Annotated in this window: 20 protein-coding genes; 16 read left to right on the forward strand and 4 right to left on the reverse strand. The window is 74.6% G+C overall.

The window, feature by feature from the left end; translation table 11 throughout:
• Positions 1–26: 26 nt before the first annotated feature.
• From V7E45_RS13750 to V7E45_RS13800, 11 genes are all read left to right on the forward strand, one after another.
• On the forward strand, positions 27–1,517 hold the full coding sequence (locus tag V7E45_RS13750; RefSeq protein WP_333774444.1) for a SulP family inorganic anion transporter: 1,491 nt from the start codon (positions 27–29) through the stop codon (positions 1,515–1,517).
• A gap of 167 nt (positions 1,518–1,684) precedes the next feature.
• Positions 1,685–2,485, forward strand: a complete 801-nt coding sequence (locus V7E45_RS13755) for a slipin family protein (protein WP_333774414.1) — start codon at positions 1,685–1,687, stop codon at positions 2,483–2,485.
• Positions 2,486–2,831: 346 nt separating this feature from the next.
• Positions 2,832–3,734: a PPK2 family polyphosphate kinase gene (locus V7E45_RS13760; RefSeq protein WP_333774415.1), complete on the forward strand. Its 903-nt coding sequence runs from the start codon at positions 2,832–2,834 to the stop codon at positions 3,732–3,734.
• A 28-nt stretch (positions 3,735–3,762) separates the two neighbouring features.
• Positions 3,763–5,307, forward strand: coding sequence for an FAD-dependent oxidoreductase (locus tag V7E45_RS13765; protein WP_333774416.1), 1,545 nt, complete (start codon positions 3,763–3,765; stop codon positions 5,305–5,307).
• A gap of 63 nt (positions 5,308–5,370) precedes the next feature.
• On the forward strand, positions 5,371–6,243 hold the full coding sequence (locus V7E45_RS13770; protein WP_333774417.1) for a polysaccharide deacetylase family protein: 873 nt from the start codon (positions 5,371–5,373) through the stop codon (positions 6,241–6,243).
• Between the two features lie 24 nt (positions 6,244–6,267).
• A complete protein-coding gene (locus V7E45_RS13775; protein ID WP_333774418.1) occupies positions 6,268–6,471 on the forward strand; it encodes a hypothetical protein in 204 nt (67 codons plus the stop codon).
• Positions 6,472–6,530: 59 nt separating this feature from the next.
• The gene (locus V7E45_RS13780; protein ID WP_333774419.1) at positions 6,531–7,247 is read left to right on the forward strand and encodes a peptidyl-tRNA hydrolase; all 717 of its coding nucleotides are present in this window, start codon (positions 6,531–6,533) and stop codon (positions 7,245–7,247) included.
• Positions 7,248–7,348: 101 nt separating this feature from the next.
• Positions 7,349–8,728, forward strand: a complete 1,380-nt coding sequence (locus tag V7E45_RS13785) for a DUF692 domain-containing protein (RefSeq protein WP_333774420.1) — start codon at positions 7,349–7,351, stop codon at positions 8,726–8,728.
• 139 nt (positions 8,729–8,867) lie between these two features.
• Positions 8,868–9,581, forward strand: a complete 714-nt coding sequence (locus V7E45_RS13790) for a DUF4142 domain-containing protein (protein WP_333774421.1) — start codon at positions 8,868–8,870, stop codon at positions 9,579–9,581.
• A 97-nt stretch (positions 9,582–9,678) separates the two neighbouring features.
• On the forward strand, positions 9,679–10,464 hold the full coding sequence (locus tag V7E45_RS13795) for a TIGR04222 domain-containing membrane protein (RefSeq protein WP_333774422.1): 786 nt from the start codon (positions 9,679–9,681) through the stop codon (positions 10,462–10,464).
• 160 nt (positions 10,465–10,624) lie between these two features.
• A complete protein-coding gene (locus V7E45_RS13800; protein ID WP_333774423.1) occupies positions 10,625–12,256 on the forward strand; it encodes an alpha/beta hydrolase in 1,632 nt (543 codons plus the stop codon).
• A gap of 76 nt (positions 12,257–12,332) precedes the next feature.
• Here the strand turns inward: V7E45_RS13800 and hemQ are convergent, their stop codons facing one another.
• Together hemQ and hemG are read right to left on the reverse strand one after the other, a co-directional pair.
• A complete protein-coding gene (gene hemQ, locus V7E45_RS13805; protein ID WP_333774424.1) occupies positions 12,333–13,064 on the reverse strand; it encodes a hydrogen peroxide-dependent heme synthase in 732 nt (243 codons plus the stop codon).
• Between the two features lie 5 nt (positions 13,065–13,069).
• The gene (hemG, locus tag V7E45_RS13810; RefSeq protein WP_333774425.1) at positions 13,070–14,524 is read right to left on the reverse strand and encodes a protoporphyrinogen oxidase; all 1,455 of its coding nucleotides are present in this window, start codon (positions 14,522–14,524) and stop codon (positions 13,070–13,072) included.
• Positions 14,525–14,683: 159 nt separating this feature from the next.
• Here hemG and V7E45_RS13815 point away from each other — a divergent pair, with 159 nt between their 5' ends.
• Entirely contained in the window at positions 14,684–15,703 is a 1,020-nt protein-coding gene (locus V7E45_RS13815) for a DUF4349 domain-containing protein (RefSeq protein ID WP_333774426.1), read from the forward strand.
• A 27-nt stretch (positions 15,704–15,730) separates the two neighbouring features.
• Complete coding sequence (locus V7E45_RS13820; protein WP_333774427.1) at positions 15,731–17,131, forward strand: FAD-dependent oxidoreductase; 1,401 nt, start codon at positions 15,731–15,733, stop codon at positions 17,129–17,131.
• Between the two features lie 63 nt (positions 17,132–17,194).
• On the opposite strand, the gene V7E45_RS13825 is transcribed toward V7E45_RS13820, so the two are convergent.
• A complete protein-coding gene (locus V7E45_RS13825) occupies positions 17,195–17,482 on the reverse strand; it encodes a hypothetical protein (protein WP_333774428.1) in 288 nt (95 codons plus the stop codon).
• A 92-nt stretch (positions 17,483–17,574) separates the two neighbouring features.
• Here V7E45_RS13825 and V7E45_RS13830 point away from each other — a divergent pair, with 92 nt between their 5' ends.
• Positions 17,575–18,399, forward strand: a complete 825-nt coding sequence (locus V7E45_RS13830; protein ID WP_333774429.1) for a rhomboid family intramembrane serine protease — start codon at positions 17,575–17,577, stop codon at positions 18,397–18,399.
• Positions 18,400–18,409: 10 nt separating this feature from the next.
• Here the strand turns inward: V7E45_RS13830 and hemE are convergent, their stop codons facing one another.
• Positions 18,410–19,477 (reverse strand): uroporphyrinogen decarboxylase, encoded by a 1,068-nt coding sequence (gene hemE / locus V7E45_RS13835; protein WP_333774430.1) that lies wholly within the window; start codon positions 19,475–19,477, stop codon positions 18,410–18,412.
• A 115-nt stretch (positions 19,478–19,592) separates the two neighbouring features.
• On the opposite strand from hemE, the gene V7E45_RS13840 reads away from it, so the two are divergent.
• Positions 19,593–20,270, forward strand: coding sequence for a DUF3000 domain-containing protein (locus V7E45_RS13840; RefSeq protein WP_333774431.1), 678 nt, complete (start codon positions 19,593–19,595; stop codon positions 20,268–20,270).
• Positions 20,271–20,552: 282 nt separating this feature from the next.
• Entirely contained in the window at positions 20,553–21,212 is a 660-nt protein-coding gene (locus V7E45_RS13845; protein ID WP_333774432.1) for a response regulator transcription factor, read from the forward strand.
• Positions 21,213–21,445 lie beyond the last annotated feature (233 nt).

Here is a 21,445-nt window from a genome sequence, read left to right on the forward strand (position 1 = left end):
CCACTCCCCCCGCGCCCCCCGGTCTCATATCCCGTCTCCCGCATCTGCGGCGGGACTTCGCCGCCTCCCTCGTCGTCTTCCTGGTCGCGCTCCCGCTGTGCGTGGGCGTGGCCGTCGCCTCGGGGGTGCCGGCCGAACTCGGCCTGGTCACCGGCATCGTGGGCGGCATCGTCACCGGGCTGATGCGCGGCAGCAGCCTCCAGGTGTCCGGTCCCGCCGCCGGGCTGACCGTCCTCGTCCTCGAGGCGGTCCAGGAGTTCGGGCTGCCGTCGCTCGGCGTAATCGTCCTGTCCTGCGGGCTGCTCCAGATCCTCATGGGCGCGCTGCGGCTGGGCCGGTACTTCCGGGCCATCTCGGTCTCGGTCGTCGAGGGCATGCTGGCCGGAATCGGACTGGTCCTGATAGCCGGCCAGCTGTATCCGGCCCTGGCGGCCAAGGCCCCCGGCTCGGGTCTCGGCAAGCTGGCCGGGCTGCCGGGGGCGCTGCTGGGCGCCCTCGGCGACGGCGCGGCGCTGTCCTCGCTCGCCCTGGGCGCGGGCACCGTCGCGGTGCTGCTGCTGTGGCGGCTCGCACCGGCGAAGGTGCGCACCGTGCCCGGTCCGCTGGCCGCCGTCGGCCTCGCCACGGCGGCCGTGGCGGTGCTCGGGCTGCCGGTGGCCACCGTCGAGGTGCGGGGGCTGCTGGACTCGGTCCAGCCGCCCCCGCTGAGCGCCTTCGGCGGCCTCGCGGGCGTCGGGCTGCTCGGCACGATCGTCGCGTTCACGCTGATCGCGTCCGCGGAGTCGCTGTTCAGCGCGGCGGCGGTGGACCGGCTGCACGACGGGCCGCGCACCCGGTACGACCAGGAGCTCGTCGCCCAGGGCGCGGGCAACACGCTCTGCGGGCTGCTCGGCGCGCTGCCGATGACCGCGGTGATCGTGCGCAGCGCGGCCAACGTCCAGGCGGGCGCCCGCACCAAGACCTCCCGGGTGCTGCACGGGGTGTGGCTGCTCCTCTTCGCCGCCCTGCTGCCGGACGTCCTCGCCCTCATCCCGGTCCCGGCCCTCGCGGGCATCCTCATCCACTCGGGCGCCAAACTGGTGCCGGTCCGGGCGCTGGCCGTGCTGTGGCGGGAGCAGCGGGGGGAGGCGCTCGTCCTGGCGGTCACCGCCCTGTCCATCGTCGCGGTCAGCATGTTCGAGGGGGTGCTGATCGGGCTGGCCCTCGCGGTCGTCAAGACGGCCTGGGATGCGTCTCACCTGCGACTGGAGGTGCTCGACAAGGGAGCGGGCCCCGTCGAGGCCCGGCTGTCGGGCAACGCGACCTTCCTGCGGCTGCCGAGGATCCTCGACAGCCTGGAGTCACTGCCCCAGGACCGCCCGGTCCGGCTCGACCTGTCCGGGCTCCACCACCTGGACCACGCCTGCCGCACGGCCCTGGAGAGCTGGGCGGCACGCCACAGCACGCCGGGCACCGACCCGGTCCAGGTGACCGCACCGGCACCGCGCCACGCCCCGGCGAGCACCGCGGTCCCCTGACCGGCCGCGCCCCGGCCGCGCTCCGTCGCCGAAGGCGGCAGGAACGGGGCCGGGCCGGACGGCCGCCTCCCGGCCTGCCGTCCCGGGGCCCGGCCATGGCTTCCACCCCAAGCCCGGCATATCGTTACAGCGACAGACAAAGCAGGCCTCTGTGTGAGGAGGTCATCATGCTCCAGGATGTGGTGGGAGCGGTCGTGGCGGTCGTCTGCGTCGGCCTCGTGTACCTCGCGATGGCGGCGCGGGTGGTCAAGCAGTACGAGCAGGGCGTGCTGTTCCGGCTCGGACGGGTCGCGAGCGAGGTGCGGCAGCCGGGCCTGACGCTGGTGATCCCGTTCGTGGACCGGCTGCACAAGATCAACATGCAGATCGTGACGATGCCGATCCCCGCCCAGGAGGGCATCACCCGGGACAACGTCACCGTGCGCGTGGACGCGGTCGTCTACTTCCGGGTCGTCGACGCGGCGAGCGCGCTGGTGAAGGTCGAGGACTACAAGTTCGCGGTCTCCCAGATGGCGCAGACCTCGCTGCGGTCGATCATCGGCAAGAGCGACCTGGACGACCTGCTCTCCAACCGGGAGAAGCTCAACCAGGGCCTGGAGCTGATGATCGACAGTCCGGCCGTGGGCTGGGGCGTCCAGGTCGACCGGGTGGAGATCAAGGACGTGTCCCTGCCGGACGCGATGAAGCGGTCGATGGCCCGGCAGGCCGAGGCCGACCGGGAGCGCCGGGCCCGGATCATCAACGCCGACGCGGAGCTGCAGGCGTCCAAGAAGCTCGCCGAGGCCGCGCAGCAGATGGCCGGCACTCCCGCCGCGCTGCAACTGCGGCTGCTGCAGACGGTGATGGCGGTGTCCGCGGAGAAGAACTCCACCCTGGTGCTGCCCATCCCGGTGGAGCTGCTGCACTTCCTGGAGAGAGGCGCGCGGCAGCCCGCGCCGCTCACCGACGCGGAGGCGCCTCCCGGCTAGCGTGCCGGGCATCCGCACGAGCCGGACGGCCGCCGCGGCCACGGTGACGGCCGTGGCCGCGACGGCCGTCGGCGGCGTGCGGGAACCGGCGGCGGACCGGCCGCGGCCCCATCGGCCGACCGGGCCGCCCGGTCCGCCCGGGCCGCCCGGTCGGGCCTGCCCACACATCACCCACCACGGTTCGCCGGCGTCCGTACGTCCAGCGTGGGTACGGTCGCCGGCGTCCGTGCGGTCACCGGTGCCCGCCCAGGCCGTTGCGGTCTTGCGTCGGCCCCCGCGGTGGTTTGACGCGCCCGGTTCGGGCGACGCGCCCCCCAGGGAGCCGACGGGAAGGGGCGTGCGTGCCATGACGAAGAAGAGTGCCTCGAAGAAGAGTGCCTCGAAGAAGGGTGCCGTGAAGGAGGGTGCCGGAGGCCTCCGGGACATCCTGCGGGTTCCGCCCGGCGAGCGCGTCGACCTGGCGTCGTACGACGCACGGGCCACCCCGGGCGCCCCCGGCGGCAAAGAGGCCGCGCTCGCGGACGGCGCACGCACCGGCAAGCGCCTGGCCCGGCTCCAGGAGCGCCTGTGGGCGGCGGGCACGGCCGGCGACCGGCGGCGGGTCCTGCTGGTGCTGCAGGGCATGGACACCAGCGGCAAGGGCGGCACGGTCAAGCACGTCATCGGGCAGCTCGACCCGGCCGGCTGCCGCATCCAGGCGTTCAAGGCGCCCACCGCCCGGGAGCGGGAGCACGACTTCCTGTGGCGGGTGCGGCGCGCGCTGCCCGGGCCCGGCGAGGTCGGCATCTTCGACCGCTCGCACTACGAGGACGTCCTGGCCGCCCGGGTGAGGCACCTAGCGGTGCCCGCCGAGATCGGCAGCCGCTACGGCCGGATCAACGACTTCGAGCGGTCGCTCGCCGAGGACGGGGTGACCCTGGTCAAGTGCTTCCTGCACCTGTCCTACGGCGAGCAGGGCCGTCGCCTGCTGCGCCGCCTGGACCGGCCCGACAAGCGCTGGAAGTTCGCCCCCGGCGACATCGACGACCGCGCGCTGTGGCCCGCCTACCGGGAGGCGTACGAGACCGCCATGGAGCACTGCTCGGCCCCGCACGCGCCCTGGTACCTGATCCCGGCGGACCGCAAGTGGTACCGCGACTGGGCGGTCGGCCGCCTCCTGCTCGAGCACCTGGACGCCCTGGACCCGCGCTACCCGAAGGGCGACTTCGACGTGGCCGCGTGCCGGGAGCGGCTGCTGCGGGAGACGTGACGCGGCCCGGGCGGGGTACCCGGCGCGCATGCGTGAGTTCCGGCAGGTCACCGATTCGTACTGGCTGCGCACCGCCCCGGGACCGGACCACCCGGCCCTGACGGGCGACCTCGACGTGGACGTGGCCGTCGTCGGCGCCGGCATGGCCGGGCTGAGCACCGCCCACGAGCTGGCCCGGGCGGGGCAGCGGGTGGCCGTGCTGGAGGCCGGGCGGGCGGCGGCCGGCGTCACCGGGTACACGACCGCGAAGCTGACCGCGCTGCACACCCTGATCTACGACCGGCTGCGCCGCACCCGGGGCCCCGAGGGCGCGCGGCTGTACGCCCGCTCCCAGTCCGGGGCGATCGAGCACGCGGCCGCGCTGGTGGACGAGCTGGGCATCGACTGCGAGTGGGAGACCCGGAACGCCTACACCTACGTACGGGACCCGGAGCGGGTGGACGAGGTGCGGGCGGAGGCCGAGGCGGCGCGGGACGCGGGGCTGCCGGCCGCGTTCACGACCGAGACCGGGCTGCCCTTCCCGGTGGCGGGGGCGGTACGGGTGAGCGGGCAGGCGCAGTTCCACCCGCTCAAGTACCTGCGGGCCGTCACCGAGAACCTGCTCGCCCTCGGCGGGCAGGTGTACGAGCACACGCGGGTCGTCGGTCTCGCGGAGGGCGGCGAGCCCTGCCGGCTGACCACCGAGGCGGGACACACGGTGACCGCGCGGGACGTCGTGATCGCCACCCACTACCCGGTCTTCGACCGCGCGCTGCTGTTCTCCCGCCTCTCGCCGCGCCGGGAACTGGTGGTCGCCGGACCGCTCGGCGACGGCCCCGACCCCGGGGGCATGTACATCACGCCGGAGGAGAACACCCGCTCGGTGCGCACCGCGCCGTACGGGGAGGACGGGCAGCGGCTGCTGGTGGTGACCGGCGAGCACTTCACACCGGGCACCGGCGACCCCCGCGCGGGCTTCGACCGGCTCACCGCCTGGGCCGGAAAGCACTTCCCCGGGATGGAGCCCACGTACGCGTGGGCCACACAGGACAACGAGTCGACCGACACCGTGCCGATGGTCGGCCCGTTCCACCCGGGCGCCCGGCACACCTGGGTGGCCACCGGCTTCGGCGGCTGGGGCCTGAGCGGCGGCATCATGGCGGGGCTGCTGCTGACCGACCTGATCACCGGCCGGGACAGCCCCTGGCAGGAGCTGTACGACCCGCGCCGGGTGAAGTCGGTGCTGCGGGAGGCGACGTCCCTGCTGAAGACCCAGGCGGAGGTGGCCCGGCACTTCGTCGGCGACCGGCTGCGCCCGCCGGCCTCGGTGGCGGATCTGGCGCCCGGTGACGGTGCGGTGGTCCGTGCCGGGGGCGAGCGGCTCGCCGTCCACCGCGACGAGGAGGGCGTCCTGCACGCGGTCTCGGCCCGCTGCACCCACCTCGGCTGCCTGGTCGCCTTCAACCAGGCGGAGCGCGCCTGGGAGTGCCCCTGCCACGGGTCGCGCTTCGACGTCGACGGCGGCGTGCTCCAGGGTCCGGCGGTGCGCCCGCTGGAGCAGCACGACCTCGAGGAGGAGCCGCCGCGCGGGTGACGGTGACGCCGCGCCACGGGCCATATCGACCGATAACCAGTAATTAAGTCCTACTTTCGTAGGGTGATTGCACCAGTACGCCGTCTCCGCCATGTACGCCGTGTCACCGCCGTCTGCGCCCTCGGCGCGGCCCTCGCCGCCTGCGGTACCGCGGGCACCTCCGGCACCGCGCGGCCCGCCCACGCCGAGCCCGCCGCCTCCGCCTCCCCGTCCGCCTCGCACCCCCCGGTGCTCACACCGGGCCCGGACGGTCTGACACCGGTCTTCGAGCACGGTCCCCGCGACCGCGGCAAGACCGTCGCGCTGACCTTCGACGCCGACATGACCGCCGACCAGGGCCCCCGGGCCGCCTCGGGCGAGCACTTCGACAACCCGGACCTCATCGGCACCCTGCGCACCCTGAAGGTGCCGGCCACGGTCTTCATGACCGGCCGCTGGGCCGACCAGTACCCGGCCCAGGCCCGCTCCCTCGGCCACGACCCGCAGTTCGAGGTCGCCAACCACTCCTACAGCCACTACGCGTTCACCAACGACTGCTACGGCCTGCCGACCGTCGGCGCCGACGGCATGCGCCGGGACGTCGAACGGGCCTACGCCTCCCTGCGCAAGGCGGGCGTGCCGCACCCGCTGCCGTACTTCCGCTTCCCCGGCGGCTGCTACGACCGCCAGGCGCTGCGCGCGCTCAGCGGGGTCGGCGTCACCGCGGTGCAGTGGGACGTCGTGAGCGGCGACGCCTTCGCCACGGACGCCGCCGCGGTCGCCCGGCAGGTGCTGGACGGCGTCAAGCCCGGCTCGCTGGTCGTCATGCACTGCACCCGCAGCGCCGCCCCGACGACCGAGCGGGTGGTCCGCGCGGTCGTCCCGGAACTGCGCAAGCGGGGCTACCGCTTCGTGAAGGTCTCCGAGCTGATCGGCGAGACGAACGGCCACCGGTGACCCCCACCGTCCTACCCTGAGGGCATGAGCGATCACGACGACAGGACGGCCGACACCACCTACTGCACGATCGCCGACGCGACCCGGCCCCCGAAGGCCGACGGCCCGCCGTACGCCGCGTGCGTGCTGTGCCAGGAGCCTACGGAGTATCCGGAGTCGTACAGGGGCATCACGCTGTGCCCGGTGTGCGAGTGGCAGGAGGCGCAGCGCACCGCCTGCTCGGGGTGACCCGGGCCCGCCCGGGGCGGCCGGGGCGGTGCGCGCCGGGCCCCTTAGGGTTGGCTCCCGTGAGCCGAGTTCCCGCGTCCCCGGGCGACAGCCCCTTCCAGACCGAGCGCCACCCCCGTGACGAGGCGCCGCAGTACGTGCTGCCCCTCGTGGTACGGATCGAGCGGAGCGCCCCGCCGTCCCGCACCGACGCACTGGAGACGGCCGCCCGGGCCGTGCTCCTGCTGCTCGGCGACGAGCGGGCCGTCGCGGACGGCGAGTGGGCCGGCGCCGTGCGGGACTGGGAGGACGCCCGGATCCGCAAGGTGGTGCGGCGGGCCAGAGGAGCCGAGTGGCGGCGGGCCGAGGCGCTGCCCGGGATCACGGTGACCGGGAAGTCGGCCGAGGTGCGGGTCTTCCCGCCCGTTCCGCTGGACGGCTGGCCCAAGGACCTGGCGAAGCTCCAGGTGTCCGGCACGGAACTGGAGGACCCCGAGCCGCCCGCCGGGGCCGGCCCCGGGGAGCCCGTGCTGTGGCTGAACCCGGAGCTGGACATGTCGGCCGGCAAGGCGATGGCCCAGGCGGGCCACGGCGCCCAGCTCGCCTGGTGGGCGCTGTCCGGCGGGCAGCGCACCGCCTGGCGCGAGGCGGGCTTCCCGCTGGCCGTGCGGACCGCCGACCCGTCCGACTGGGCCCGGCTGACCGGCAGCGGGCTGCCCGTGGTCCGGGACGCCGGCTTCACGGAGATCGCGCCGGGCTCCTGCACCGTGGTCGCCGACCACCCCGCGCTGCGGTAGGGCGCCGCAACCTCAAATGTTGCTCTGAAGGCGGGCCCGTGAGGATTCGGTGCCGTCCGCCGGGGCCATACCCCCGTCATTCGACCGAGGGGGGCGGAGTCATGCGGCGACTGGGCACGGGGATCGGCTGGCGGCCGGAGATCGCGGACGCCGTGGAACGGATGCCGGGCATCGACTGGGTCGAGGTGGTCGCGGAGAACATCTGCCCCGGGCACCTCCCGGACTCGCTGGTGCGGTTGCGGGAGCGCGGCGTGACCGTGATCCCGCACGGCGTCGCGCTGGGCCTCGGCGGCGCGGACCGGCCCGACGAGAACCGGCTGACGGCGCTCGCCGAGCGCGCGGAGGCGCTCGGCGCCCCGCTGGTCACCGAACACATCGCGTTCGTACGGGCGGGCGGCGCGCTCACCGCATCCCCGCACCTGGAGGCGGGCCACCTGCTGCCCGTGCCCCGCACCCGGGACGCGCTCGACGTGCTCTGCGAGAACGTGCGGATCGCGCAGGAGGCGCTGCCGGTGCCGCTGGCCCTGGAGAACATCGCCGCCCTGTTCTCCTGGCCGGACGAGGAGCTGACCGAGGGGCAGTTCCTCGCCGAACTCGTCGAGCGGACCGGCGTACGGCTGCTCATCGACGTGGCCAACCTGCACACCAACCACGTCAACCGGGGCGAGGACCCGGCCGAGGCGCTCGCCGCGCTGCCCCTGGACGCGCTCGCCTACGTCCATGTGGCGGGCGGCATCGAACGCGACGGCGTCTGGCACGACAGCCACGCGCACCCGGTGCCGCGCCAGGTCCTGGACATCCTGACCGACCTGGCGGCCCGGGTGACGCCCCCCGGCGTCCTGCTGGAACGCGACGACGACTTCCCCGGCCCGGCCGAGCTGGAGCGGGAGCTGGAGGCGATCCGGGGGGCCGTGGCCGCCGGCCGGCGGGACCCCCTGGCCGAGCGGGCCGCACCCTCGTCCTCCGCCGGGCCCTCCTCCCCTGCGGGACGTACGACGACGCGCGCCACGGGGGCGGCTGCCGCCGCCGGGGCCACGGCCGGGACCGAAGCCGGTGCCGTCGCGGTGCTGGCCCCGGTGGGGGCCCGGCAGCGGCTCGGGGTCGGCCAGACGGCCGTGCTGTCCGCGCTGGTGGCCGGGACGCCGGTGCCGGAAGGGTTCGACCGGGTGCGGCTCGGGGTGCAGGCGCGGGCGCTCGCGGCGAAGCGGGCGGGCGTGGTGGCGAAGGTGGCGCCCGAGCTGCCGGTGATCCTCGAGGAGGGCTACCGGGAGGCGTTCCTCGCGTACGCGCGGGTGCGGCCGATGACCGGCGGGTACCGGCGCGACGCGCTGGACTTCGCGGAGCACCTGCTGAAGGTCGGCAGGCCCGCGGACGCGCGCGCCCGGCGGGAGCTGCGCCGGTGGTGGCGGGACCGCGCGGGACCGGCCCCCCGGCCCCGTGGGCTGGGGGCGCGGGCGCGGGTGCTGCTGCGGCGGGGCTGAGCGGCCCCGCGCCGGGGACACCGCCCGCCCCTCGGCCGGCCGTGACCGGCCGGTGCCGTTCCGGGTAGCGCCGGGAACCCCAAGTACTATGCCTAGCCCGCACCCGTCAGCACCCCCGGCGTGCGGAGCAGGAGGCACCATGCGACCGCGACCCCCCATCAAGGGCCGAGGCATACTCAGCGGAACCGGGCTCATCATCGCGGCCCTCGCGGCGACCGCCGCGGCGCTGCTCTTTCCCCTCTGGTCGTACACCGACCGGCCGGACGCGGCCGGCGCGAACGTCCTGAGCGACTCGACCGTGACGACCCCGTACGGCCCGCTGTCCGCGCAGGACCGGGACTTCGTCACCAAGGTCAGACTGGCCGGCCTGTGGGAGCTGCCCGCCGGCGAACTCGCGGAGAGCAGGGGGAGCACCCAGGCCGTACGGGACGCCGGTCAGCACCTGGTCAACGGGCACACCACCCTCGACGCGCACGACCGCACCGTCGCCTCGCAGCTCGGCATACCCCTGCCGAACCAGCCCAACGACCAGCAGCGGCAGTGGCTCGCCACGCTGCGCGCCGCGAAGGGCCAGGAGTTCGACCGGCAGTTCGCGGACATCCTGCGCCTCGCGCACGGCCGGGTGTTCTCGCTGGTCGCCCAGGTCCGCGCCGGCACCCAGAACTCGCTCGTCCGCGACCTGGCCGACGACGCGAACGCGACCGTGCTCGACCACATCAAGGTGCTGGAGGCCACCGGGTACGTCGACTTCTCCGCCCTGGCCCGGGAGCTCGCCGCGCCGCCGTCCGCGGTGCCCACGCCCCCGGTCGTCGACCCCGGCTCCGCTGTCCCGGTGGCGCCCTCGCCGTCCTGACCTGCGACCCGAGCGGAACGTCACAGCAGGGCGACGCTCGGTCCGGATAGTGAACAGGGCATGGCGTTTTCGTGCGGGCTGACATAGAAAACACGTCATGTTCTGGGTCCTTCTGCTGCTCCTGGCCTGGGCGTTCGCCGGTGCCGCGTGTACCCGGCTGTGCCTGGCCGCCGTTCGCGCCGCGGCCGTCGGCACGGACGGCCACTCCGCGGGACGCGGACACGAACTCACCCTGTACGAGGCGGCGTTCCTGTCCGGCGGCCCGGTGCGGGTCGCCGACGTGACCATGGTGTCGATGGCCCGGCAGCGGCGGCTGCTGCTCGCGCACACCGGCTGGGCCACGGTCGTGGACCCGCGCGGCCACGACGAGATGGAGCGGTCCGTCATAGGGGCGATCGGCCCCGAGGGGCAGTCGCGGATCGCTCCGGTCCGGGCCGCCGCGGCCGGCGCCGACGCGGTACGCGGGCTCGCCGACAAGCTGGTGCGGGCGGGGCTCGCGGTGCCCGACGGCGTGGGCACGACCGTGGCGTCCGGCATCCGGCAGGTCCGCGCCGCCGCCCTGGCCGTGCTCGCGCTCGGCCTGACCGCGCTGCTGATGCCCGGTCAGAGCGGGATGCCGCGCCCGCTGCTCGCCCTGTGGTTCGCGCTGCCCCTGGTCCTGACCCTCAGCTGCCTGGCCATCGCCCGGGTCGAGGCGCACCCGTACTCGCGCTGGGCCTCGCCCGCCGGGCAGCGGCTGCTCGGGGCGCTGCCCCGGCGGCCGCACCGGGCCGGCGACGAACGGTCCTTCCTCACCTCCGTCGCCGTGCGCGGCATACGCGCGATCGGCGAGCCGGAGCTGCGCGCCGCCTTCACCCACCGCGACCAGCCCTGGCGGCCGTGAGGCCGCGCCCGGGCGCGCGGAAGCCCGCGCACAGGGGGCATTGACGGCGACACCCGCCGGGCGGTGCTTGCCTTCACCCCGCGCCGAACGAAACATCCCTTGTGTGACCGCCGGGCCGTGGCAGCAGTGCCATCGCCGCCGCGCACCGAAGGGATACGCGATGAGAGCTGCCGCCCTTTACACGGCCGCCGGGTCCTTGCTGGTGACCACCCTGGCCGCGGCCCCGGCGGGCGGCAGCCCCGCGCTGCCGGGCGCCGCCGAGCCGCGCGGGGCCGCGGTGGCCGCCGCCCGGGCCCGCGCCGCGGGCGTCGACTTCGGCGCGTGCCCCGCCGACCTGGGCGCGCCCGACACCCTGCGCTGCGGCACGGTGAGCGTGCCCCTGGACTACGCCCACCCCGACGGCAGGCAGATCAGACTGACCGTCAGCCGGATCCCGGCCACCCACAAGGACCCGCACAACAGCAAGCGGAAGGTGCCGCGGCAGGGCGCCCTCGTCTACAACCCGGGCGGCCCCGGCGCCTCCGGCATGGCCTTCCCGCTGATCGGCACGCTGCCCGGGTGGCAGCGGATCGCCGCCGCCTACGACCTGATCGGCTACGCGCCGCGCGGTGTGGAGCACTCGGCGCCGCTGTCCTGCGTGGAGCCCGAGCGGTACTACCGGGCCCCCACCCAGTCGCCGACGCACCCCTCGGAGGAGTACAAGCGGCAGCGCGTCGCCGAGGCCAGGGCGTACGCGCGCGGCTGCGCCCGCCGCTCGGGCGCCGGGCTGCGGTTCTACAACTCGCTCAACAACGCCCGCGACCTGGACGTCCTGCGGGCCGCGCTGGGCGAGGAGCGGCTGACCTTCGTCGGGGCCTCGTACGGCACCTACTTCGGCGCGCTCTTTGCGACGCTGTTCCCCTCGCACGTACGGCGGATGGTGCTGGACTCGGCGGTGGACCCGGACCCGGTGAAGGTCTGGTACCGCGACAACCTCGACCAGTCGGCCGCGTTCGAGGACCGCTGGGCCGACTTCCGTGAGTGGATCGCCCGGCACGACGACGTGTACCGGCTCGGCCGTACCGCCGCGCGGGTGCAGGGCAGTTACGACACCGCGCGCGCCCGGCTGGCCCGCAAGGCGGCGGGCGGGAAGGTCGGGCCGGGCCAGTTGCAGGGCGTGTTCCTCACCGCCGGGTACTACGACGATTACTGGCCGAGCCGGGCCGCCGCGCTGTCGGCCTATCTGAAGGGTGACGTGAACCCGCTGGTCCGGCTGGCCGTGCCGGGCCCCGGGACGGCCGCGGCGGCCGAGAACGGCAGCGCGGTCTACACGGCCGTCGAGTGCAACGACGCGGCCTGGCCCACGGACTGGAAGGTGTGGGACCGCGACAACACCCGGCTGGCGCGCGTGGCGCCCTTCGAGACCTGGGACAACGCCTGGATGAACCTGCCGTGCGCCTACTGGCCCGCCCCCCGGCAGCGGCCGCTCGACGTGCGGACCGGGCCCGGCGAGCTGCCCCCGGTGCTGATCCTGGCGGCCGAGCGGGACGCGGCCACGCCGTACGCGGGCGCGCTGGAGATGAACCGGCGCCTTGCCGGCTCGGTGCTGGTGACCGAGCGGGACGCGGGCGCGCACGGGCTCGGGGGCGGCCCCAACGCGTGCGTCAACGCCCACATGGAGGCCTATCTGCTGGAGGGCCGTGTCCCGGGGCGGCGCGCGGCCTGCGCACCGCACCCGGAGCCGAGGCCCGAGGCCCCGGCCGGCCACCCCACCGCACAGCCCTCACGGGACTCCCTGAAGGGCAAGTCCTGAGGGCCGGTCCGCCTACGGCCTGGGGCGAAAGTGGTCCTCTGCCGTCCGGGCGACGAGGCCACCTTCGCAACAGGCCCTAGGCCAGGCCGGCGACCAGGTCGGCGACCGACTTGCGGCGGCCGGTGTAGAACGGGATCTCCTCGCGGACGTGCCGGCGGGCCTCGGAGCCGCGCAGGTGGCGCATGAGGTCGACGATGCGGTACAGCTCGTCGGCCTCGAAGGCCAGGACCCACTCGTAGTCGCCGAGCGAGAACGAGGCGACCGTGTTGGCGCGCACGTCCGGGTAGCCGCGGGCCATCTTGCCGTGGTCGGCGAGCATGCGGCGGCGGTCCTCGTCGGGCAGCAGGTACCAGTCGTAGGAGCGCACGAAGGGGTAGACGCTCACGTAGTTGCGGGGCGTCTCGTCGGCGAGGAACGCCGGGATGTGCGAGCGGTTGAACTCGGCGGGGCGGTGCAGCGCCATGTTCGACCACACCGGCTCCAGCGCGCGGCCGAGCCGGGTGCGGCGGAAGAGGTTGTACGCCTCCTGGAGCTGGTCGGCGGTCTCCGCGTGCCACCAGATCATGAGGTCGGCGTCGGCGCGCAGACCGGACACGTCGTAGGTCCCGCGGATCGTCACGTCCTTGGCGGCGAGCTGGTCGAACAGCTCCTGGACCTCGTCCGCGTAGCCCGCGCGGTCCTCGGGCAGCACGTCCTTCAGCTTGAAGACGGACCACAGCGTGTAGCGGATGACCTCGTTGAGGTCCTTGGCCAGCTTGCCCTTGTTCGGGATCCTGCCGGACTCGGTGGTGGGGGCGTCGTCACTCATGTCCCCTATTCTCCCGCTCCGCCGTGCAGACTCTGCACCGGGTGGGCGGTGAGCTCCCGCACGGCCCTCGGGTCCCCGTGGATCTGGTCGACCGCCGCGTAGGCACTGGCGATACAGGCGGGGATGCCGACGCCGTCGAACTGCGCGCCGCACAGGGCGAGGCCCGGCAGAGCGGCGACGTGCGCGCGGATGCGCGCCACGCGCGCGTGGTGGCCGACCGGGTACTGGGGCAGGCCGTCGGTCCAGCGGGTGACGCGGGTCGCGACGGGCTCGGCGTCCAGGCCGGTGGCCTCGCGCAGGTCGTGGCGGGAGAGCTCCACCAGGTCGGCGTCGTCGCGGCGGAGGATCTCGGTCTCGCCGTACCGGCCGACCGAGGTGCGCAGGACGAGCAGGCCGGGATCCTCGTCGGCGATCCAGCCCCACTTGCGCGAGGCGAAGGTCGACGCCTTGATGGTGTGCCCGTCGACGGGCGGCACGAGGAAGCCGCTGCCCTCGGGCAGGGAGGTCTCCGCGCGGCGGTAGGCGAGGGTGACCAGGGCCATGGAGGCGTACTCCACGGCGGCGAGCTCGGCCGCGGCGGCGGGTGCCTCGGCGCGCAGCAGCGCGGCGGCGGCCGGGGCGGGCACGGCGACGATCACGGCGTCCGCGTGCAGCACACGGTCCCGGGCGACGACGCGCCAGGTGCCGCCGCCCGCGCGGCGCAGCTCCGTCACCGGCGCCCCGGTGACGATCTCGCCGCCCCGGGCCCGGACCGACTCGGCCACCGCGAGCGGCAGGCTGCCCACGCCACCCTCGATACCCATGAACACCGGGCCGGTCGGGCCGCCCGCGGTGGTGCGGGCCTGGATCTCGCGGACCGCCTCGGTGAGCGAGTCGTGCGTGCGCGCGGCCTGGTAGAGCTGGGGGACGGCGGAGCGCAGCGAGATGCGGTACGCGTCGCCCGCGTAGACGCCGCCGAGCAGGGGTTCCACCAGGCGGTCGACGACCTCGCGGCCGAGCCGCGCCGCCACGTACGCGCCGACCGCCACGTCGTCGCCGACCTCGGTGCGGGGCAGGTCGGCGTCGCGCTCGATCCGGGCCAGGCCCTCGTCGGACAGGACGCCGGCCAGGGCGGCGGCGGTGCCGGGCACGCCCATCACATGGCCCTTGGGCATCGGGCGCAGGGCGCCGCGGGTCCAGATCGAGGCACTCGCCGTGGCCGGCGGCCGGAGCCGTGCGCCGAGGCCCACCTCGCGGGCGAGGGTCACGGCCTCGGGGCGGCGGGCGAGCATCGACTCGGCGCCCAGGTCCACCCGTACGCCCGCGATCTCGCCCGGCAGCAGCTTGCCGCCGACCCGCCCGGACGCCTCCAGCACGGTCACTCGCGCGCCGTTCCCGAGCAGCCGGTGAGCGGCCGCCAGCCCGGCCACACCCGCTCCGACCACGACGACATGCCCGCTGCTCGTACCCCTCGCGCTCATGCCCCCACTCTCTCAGACCCCACCGGCACCACCGCCGGGGCCCGGTGTCCGCGCCGGGTCCGGACCGTGACCGCATCGGGACCGGTGCCGGCCGAACGTCGCCGGCCGCCCCGGCGTCGAAGGAGCGTCATCGGTCACCGCCACAGGGGGGCACCGCCCATGCGCACACCACCACGCACCACCCGTCCCGCAAGCACCGTGCGGGCCCTCGCCGGGGTCCTGCTCGCCGCCTCTCTGGCGCTCGCCGGGTGCGGCGGCGCGGACGACACGGGCGGCGACTCGGCGAAGTCCGCCGCGGACGGCGCCGCGAAGTCCGCCGCGGACGGCGCCGGACGCCGGGCGGGCGCCGCCGGGGACGGCCGCGCGGGCGAGGCCGGGGACGGCCGCGCGGGCGAGGCCGGGCCCGCCCGGGCGCCGAGGTCCGTCCCGAGCGCCGTCATCCGCACCGCCTCCCTGACCGTCGAGGTCAAGGACGTGCCCCGGGCACTGGACGAGGCCCGTACGACCGCCGAGGGCGCGGGCGGCTACGTCGGCCAGGAGCGCACCACCCGGGACTCCGGGGGTCGCGAGCGGACCCGGGTGGTGCTCCGGGTGCCGACCGCGCGCTACGACGAGGTCCTCACCGCCCTCCAGGGCTCCGGCAGGCTCGTCGAACGGACGGCGAAGGCGGTGGACGTCACCGACCAGGTCGTGGACGTGGACAGCCGGATCAGGTCGCAGCGGGCGAGCGTGGCCCGCATCCGGACGCTGATGGACCGCGCGGACAAGCTGAGCGACGTCGTCACCCTGGAAGGGGAGCTGAGCAGCCGACAGGCGGACCTGGAGGCGCTGCTCGCCCGGCAGGCGTCCCTGAAGGACCGCACCGCCCTGGCGACGATCACCCTGTCGCTGGCCGGGACCCCGGTGAAGAAGGCCGCCCGGGACGGGGCGCCGGGTTTCGCGGACGCGCTGTCGGGCGGCTGGCACGTCCTCGTCACGCTGCTGCGCTGGATCGCCCTGGCGCTGGGCGCGGCCCTGCCGTTCGGCGCGCTCGCCGCGCTCCTGGCCGTGGTGTGGCTGCGGGTCGTGCGCCCGCGGCTGCCGCGCCGCCCGGAGCCCGCGTCCGCGGCGACGGCCCCCGGCCCGCTGCCGACCGCACGTCCCGTGCCGGACTCCCCCGGCGAGCCCGGCCGGGACTGAACGGGCCCCGGCCCGTAGCGTGTTCGCATGAGCATCCATGGTGGGCGGGGCGGCAGGGAACGGCTGGTCGTGATCGGAGGCGACGCGGCGGGCATGTCCGCGGCGTCGCAGGCGCGCCGGATGCGGGGGCCGGACGAGCTGGAGATCGTGGCGTTCGAGCGCGGGCACTTCACCTCCTACTCGGCGTGCGGCATCCCGTACTGGGTCGGCGGTGACGTGCCCGAGCGGGACCACCTGGTGGCCCGCACGCCCGACGAGCACCGCGCGCGGGACATCGGCCTCAGGATGCGGACGGAGGTCACGGAGATCGACCTGGCGGGCAGCCGGGTACGCGCGCGTGACGTCGATTCCGGGGAGGAGTCCTGGACGTCGTACGACAAGCTCGTCATCGCCACCGGCGCCGCCCCGGTCCGTCCCGACATGCCGGGGGTGGACGCCCCCGGGGTGCACGGCGTGCAGACCCTGGACGACGGGCAGGCGCTGCTCGACACGCTGGCCGACACGCGCGGCCGCCGGGCGGTGGTGGTCGGGGCGGGTTACATCGGGGTCGAGATGGCGGAGGCGCTGATCAAACGCGGCTTCGAGGTGACGATGGTCAACCGCGGCAGGGAGCCCATGTCGACCCTCGACCCGGACATGGGCCGCCTGGTGCACCGGGCCATGGAGGGCCTGGGCATCACCATGGTGAACGACACCGAGGTCACCGGGTTGCTCACCGGCGGCGACGGCCGGGTCCGCGCGGTGGCCACGGAGGACGCCGAGTACCCCGCGGACGTCGTCGTCCTCGGTATCGGGGTGCGCCCGGCGACCGGGCTCGCGCGGGCGGCGGGCCTGCCCCTCGGCGCCCACGGCGGGCTGCTCACCGACCTCGCGATGCGGGTGCGCGGGCAGGAGAACGTGTGGGCGGGCGGCGACTGCGTCGAAGTGCTGAACCTGGTCTCGGGCCAGGAGCAGTACGTGCCGCTGGGCACCCACGCCAACAAGCACGGGCAGGTCGTCGGCACCAACGTGGGCGGCGGTTACGCCACCTTCCCGGGGGTGGTCGGCACGGCGGTGAGCAAGGTGTGCGACCTGGAGATCGCCCGCACCGGTCTGCGCGAGAAGGACGCGCACCGCGTGGGCCTGCGGTACGAGACCGTCACCATCGAGTCGACCAGCCGCGCCGGCTACTACCCGGGCGCCTCCCCCATGACGGTCAAGATGCTCGCCGAGCGCCGCACCGGGCGTCTGCTGGGCGTGCAGATCGTCGGCAGAGAGGGGGCGGGCAAGCGGGTCGACATCGCCGCGGTGGCCCTCACGGCGGGCATGTCGGTGGAACAGATGACGGCGCTCGACCTGGGCTACGCCCCGCCCTTCTCGCCCGTGTGGGACCCGGTGCTGGTGGCGGCGCGCAAGGCGACGGCGAAGGTGCGCGCGGGGTCGCGGTAGCGGGGCGCCGGCGGGCCGGCCGGCCGCCACGGGTCCGGCCGGGCTCCCGCCCGCGGGTGCCGGTCAGGCGGTGCCGCTGAGCCGCGGCAGGGAGGCCACGGAGCCGCTGGAGGCGACGGCGGCGGGCTGCTCCCCGGCCGGCCTGGCGTGCGACGCGGCGCCGGGCCGGGCGGAGCGCAGCCGGTGGCTCACGGCCTCGTCCAGGGTCACGGGCCGCTGCATCTGGGCGGCCAGCCGGCCCGCCTCCTGGCCGAGCCGGGCGACGTCCTCCCAGGGGAGCCGTACCACCAGGGAGATCTCCGCCTCGCCGTCGGGCAGGGCATGCATAGGAGGAGTAACTCGTTCGCTCATCGCCTGATCCTCACGTCGGTTGACAGGAAATACGCACACCTGACCGGACGCGTTCACCGATTCACTCCCCGCATCGGGGGCAGTACTCCTGTGTGGTCATCCCCGTCCATGACGTGAACCCGGTGCGCCGCACGCCCTATGTGACGTACGCGCTGATCGCCGTCAACGTCCTCGTCTTCCTCACCACACCCGGCATAGCCGGTTCCGTGTCCGGCGGCGGCGACCTGGCGCAACTGTGCCATCTCCAGGCCTTCATGGACCGGTACGCGGCCGTCCCCAGGGAGCTGATCCACCAGGAGATGCCCCGGCTGGTGCCGACGGGCGCCGTCGGCGTCGGGCCGCACGGCCCGGGCTGCGTGGTGGCACCGCCGGGCTACCACAAGAACCCGTTGCTGTCCGTCTTCACGGCGATGTTCCTGCACGGCGGCTGGCTGCACCTGCTGGGCAACATGCTCTTCCTGCTGATCTTCGGCAACAACGTCGAGGACCGGATGGGCCACATCCGCTACTTCCTCTTCTACGTCGTCTGCGGCTACGCGGCCGGCTACGGCTTCGCGCTGCTCAACGACGGCTCCGGCGACCCGCTGATCGGCGCCTCCGGGGCGATCGCCGGAGTCCTGGGCGCCTATCTGGTGCTGTATCCGAGGGCCAGGGTCTGGGTGCTCGTCCCGTTCCTGGTGTTCCTGCCGCTGCGGCTGCCCGCCTGGCTGGTGCTGGGCTTCTGGTTCGGGCTCCAGGCGGTGTACTCCTCCGGGCACGGTGTCTCCGGCGCCGGAACGGTGGCCTACGCGGCCCATGTGGTGGGCTTCGTGGCGGGCATGCTGCTGGCCTGGCCGCTCAAGCCCGGCACCCCGCCCCCGCCGGAACCGCGCCGCCTGCTGTTCGGCAGGCAGGCCCGACCCCGTCAGGTGTGGTGAGCGAGCGCGCTCAGCGGGCGCTGTGGCTGTGGACGTAGTCCACGAGGCGGGTGAGCGCGTCGGGGTCGGTGTCGGGCATGACCCCGTGGCCGAGGTTGAACACGTGGCCCTCGAGACCGGCGGCCGCGTCCAGCACCTCGCGGGCGCGGGCCTCGACGGTGTCCTTGTCGGTGAACAGGACGGTCGGGTCGAGGTTGCCCTGGAGCGCCTTGCCGGGGCCGACGCGGCGCACCGCCTCGTCCAGCGGGATGCGCCAGTCGACGCCGACGACGTCCGCTCCGGCCTCGCCCATGAGCTTCAGCAGCTCGCCGGTGCCGACGCCGAAGTGGATGCGCGGCACGCCGTATCCGGCGACGGCGTCGAAGACCTTCGCCGAGGCGGTCATCACGGAGCGGCGGTAGTCGGCCGGGGCCAGCGCGCCGACCCAGGAGTCGAACAGCTGGACGGCGGAGGCGCCCGCCTCGATCTGGACCTTGAGGAAGGCGGCCGTGATGTCGGCGAGGCGGTCCAGCAGGTCGGCCCACAGCTCCGGGTCGCCGTACATCATCGCCTTGGCGTTCTCGTACGTGCGGGACGGGCCGCCCTCGACGAGGTAGCTCGCCAGGGTGAAGGGCGCGCCGGCGAAACCGATCAGCGGGGTGGCGCCCAGCTCGCGGGTGAGCATGCCGATGGCCTCGGTGACGTAGGTGACGTCCTCGGGGGTGAGGTCGCGCAGCCGGGCGAGGTCGGCGCGGGTGCGGATCGGCTGCTCGACGACCGGGCCGACGCCGGGCTTGATGTCGAGGTCGAGGCCGATGGCCTTGAGCGGGACGACGATGTCGCTGAAGTAGATCGCCGCGTCCACGTCGTGGCGCCGCACCGGCTGCAGCGTGATCTCGGTGACCAGTTCGGGCCGCATGCAGGACTCGAGCATCGGGACGCCCTCGCGCACCTTGCGGTACTCCGGGAGCGAACGGCCGGCCTGGCGCATGAACCACACGGGCGTGTGCGGCACGGGCTCGCGCCTGCACGCCTTGAGGAAGGCGCTGTCGTACGTCGCTGTCGGCTGCTTGCCCGAAGGGGCGTCGTTCGCGGTCACGGGGCCAGTCTCGCACGACGCCGGGACGCTCCTTTCAGCCCAGCCCCGGCAGGGCGGGAAACGGCGCGGGGTGTCTAGCTCAGCACCGGGCACCGCTTCCCCTTACCCTTCCCGCATGGCTGCGGCTCAGGGACGAAGGTCGGACGACGCTGACGGAACGGACGACGCGAAGGACAGCGGGGAGGGGGACCGCCACTCCAGTACCTCGGGTCCACCGGCTTTCCGTGCCGCGGTCGAGGCCCTGCGCGGCTGCCGGCTGCGGCCGCAGATCGAGGTGGAGCCGACGCCCGCGCCGCAGCGGCTGGCGCCGTTCGCGTACGCGCTGGAGGCCGTCGTGGTCGACGACGACCAGGATCTGGCCGACGGCCGGCTGGTGCTGCTGCACGACCCGGCGGGGCACGACGCCTGGCACGGGACCTTCCGGCTGGTGACGCTGGTGCGCGCGGAGCTGGAGCCGGAGATGGCGGCCGATCCGCTGCTGCCCGAGGTGTGCTGGTCGTGGCTGACCGGTGCGCTGCAGTCGCGCGGGCTGACGTACGGCGAGCCGAGCGGCACGGTCACGCGGGCGAGTTCGCACTACTTCGGCGGTCTGTCGGAGCGGCCGCCCGCCTCGCAGATCGAGATCCGCGCCTCCTGGACCCCCCGCGAGGGCCTGGGCGGGGTCCCCGACACCGCCGCCCACCTGGCGTCCTGGTGCGATCTGCTGGCGCAGGTCGGCGGGCTGCCGCCGGCCGGCCCGGGCGACGCCTCGGTGGTGACCCTGCCGCAGCGCAGGGGTCCGCAGTCCCGGTGACGCGGTCCCGGATCGTTCCCTGGTAACCCTCCCGGGCGCCACATTGACCATCTCTTTGTCGATACGGCCACTTTCCGAACTCGAATGACAAAGGCCCGAACCGACTCGATCTTCGGATGATCGATCGCGTGTCCGAATTGCACGGATTGTTACTCACTAGATCGTGATCATTCTCTAAAGGAGGACGGGTTTGCTGCCGAAGACGACTGTGACCTTCAAAGCACGGTTCGTCCCGGCTTCATCCCCACAAGCCGGCCCCGTCCCCCCACCCCAGGAGGCCTGGTGTCCGTTCTCCTCGAGCAGCCCGCAAGCCTGGTCGCCTACCGCCCGAACAAGCCCACCGCCATGGTGGTCGTGGCCGACCCGCGCGTTCGCTCCACCGTCACCCGCCATCTGTGGGCGCTCGGTGTGCGCGACGTCATCGAGGCCTCGTCCATCGCGGAGGCTCGTCCCCGCATCGGCAACCCCCGCGACATCTGCGTCGCCGACGTCCACCTGCCCGACGGTTCCGGACTGACCCTGCTGTCCGAGACCCGCGCCGCGGGCTGGCCCAATGGGCTGGCCCTCTCCGCCGCCGACGACATCGGCGCCGTGCGCAACGCCCTCGCGGGCGGTGTCAAGGGCTACGTCGTCACCGGCACCCGGACGAACATCGGGCTCCCCGCCCGGCCGGGTACCACTCCCCTCGGCGCAGCCGCCCGGATGCACCGCCGCCCCCCGGGTGCCCCGAGCCACCCGGGCGGCTACCGGGAGCTGTCAGGCCGCGAGGTCGAGGTGCTGCGGCTGGTCGCGGAAGGCCAGTCGAACAAGGCGATCGGCGTCTCGATGGGCCTGTCGGCCCTGACCGTCAAGAGCCACCTCGCCCGCATCGCGCGCAAGCTCGGCACGGGCGACCGGGCCGGCATGGTCGCCGTGGCCCTGCGCACCGGAATCATCCACTGACCGCCTCTACCTACCTGCGCCTTCCCTCTTACAGCTGCCCTCTCTGATCCTTGCCCTCCCGCGATCCCTGCCCCCACCGACCCCCTGCGCGGCCGCACCGGACGGGCCGCCGGCGGAAGGAACGGTTCACTCGTGTGAACCCGCGGTTTCACCGCCTTGACTGGTTTACGACCCCCCGGTGGGGGGGGGGGGGGGGGGGTGGGGGCGCGGGGGGGGGGGGCGGCGGGGGTCGG

Source organism: Streptomyces sp. IBSBF 3136 (assembly GCF_036815105.1).
Taxonomy (GTDB): domain Bacteria; phylum Actinomycetota; class Actinomycetes; order Streptomycetales; family Streptomycetaceae; genus Streptomyces.

Coding starts and splice junctions, on each gene's coding strand:
- V7E45_RS13755 (WP_333774414.1), top strand. CDS start 1,685: ATGCTCCAGGATGTGGTGGGAGCGGTCGTGGCGGTCGTCTGCGTCGGC.
- V7E45_RS13760 (WP_333774415.1), top strand. CDS start 2,832: ATGACGAAGAAGAGTGCCTCGAAGAAGAGTGCCTCGAAGAAGGGTGCC.
- V7E45_RS13765 (WP_333774416.1), top strand. CDS start 3,763: ATGCGTGAGTTCCGGCAGGTCACCGATTCGTACTGGCTGCGCACCGCC.
- V7E45_RS13775 (WP_333774418.1), top strand. CDS start 6,268: ATGAGCGATCACGACGACAGGACGGCCGACACCACCTACTGCACGATC.
- V7E45_RS13785 (WP_333774420.1), top strand. CDS start 7,349: ATGCGGCGACTGGGCACGGGGATCGGCTGGCGGCCGGAGATCGCGGAC.
- V7E45_RS13790 (WP_333774421.1), top strand. CDS start 8,868: ATGCGACCGCGACCCCCCATCAAGGGCCGAGGCATACTCAGCGGAACC.
- V7E45_RS13795 (WP_333774422.1), top strand. CDS start 9,679: ATGTTCTGGGTCCTTCTGCTGCTCCTGGCCTGGGCGTTCGCCGGTGCC.
- V7E45_RS13800 (WP_333774423.1), top strand. CDS start 10,625: ATGAGAGCTGCCGCCCTTTACACGGCCGCCGGGTCCTTGCTGGTGACC.
- hemQ (WP_333774424.1), bottom strand. CDS start 13,064: ATGAGTGACGACGCCCCCACCACCGAGTCCGGCAGGATCCCGAACAAG.
- hemG (WP_333774425.1), bottom strand. CDS start 14,524: ATGAGCGCGAGGGGTACGAGCAGCGGGCATGTCGTCGTGGTCGGAGCG.
- V7E45_RS13815 (WP_333774426.1), top strand. CDS start 14,684: ATGCGCACACCACCACGCACCACCCGTCCCGCAAGCACCGTGCGGGCC.
- V7E45_RS13820 (WP_333774427.1), top strand. CDS start 15,731: ATGAGCATCCATGGTGGGCGGGGCGGCAGGGAACGGCTGGTCGTGATC.
- V7E45_RS13825 (WP_333774428.1), bottom strand. CDS start 17,482: ATGAGCGAACGAGTTACTCCTCCTATGCATGCCCTGCCCGACGGCGAG.
- V7E45_RS13840 (WP_333774431.1), top strand. CDS start 19,593: ATGGCTGCGGCTCAGGGACGAAGGTCGGACGACGCTGACGGAACGGAC.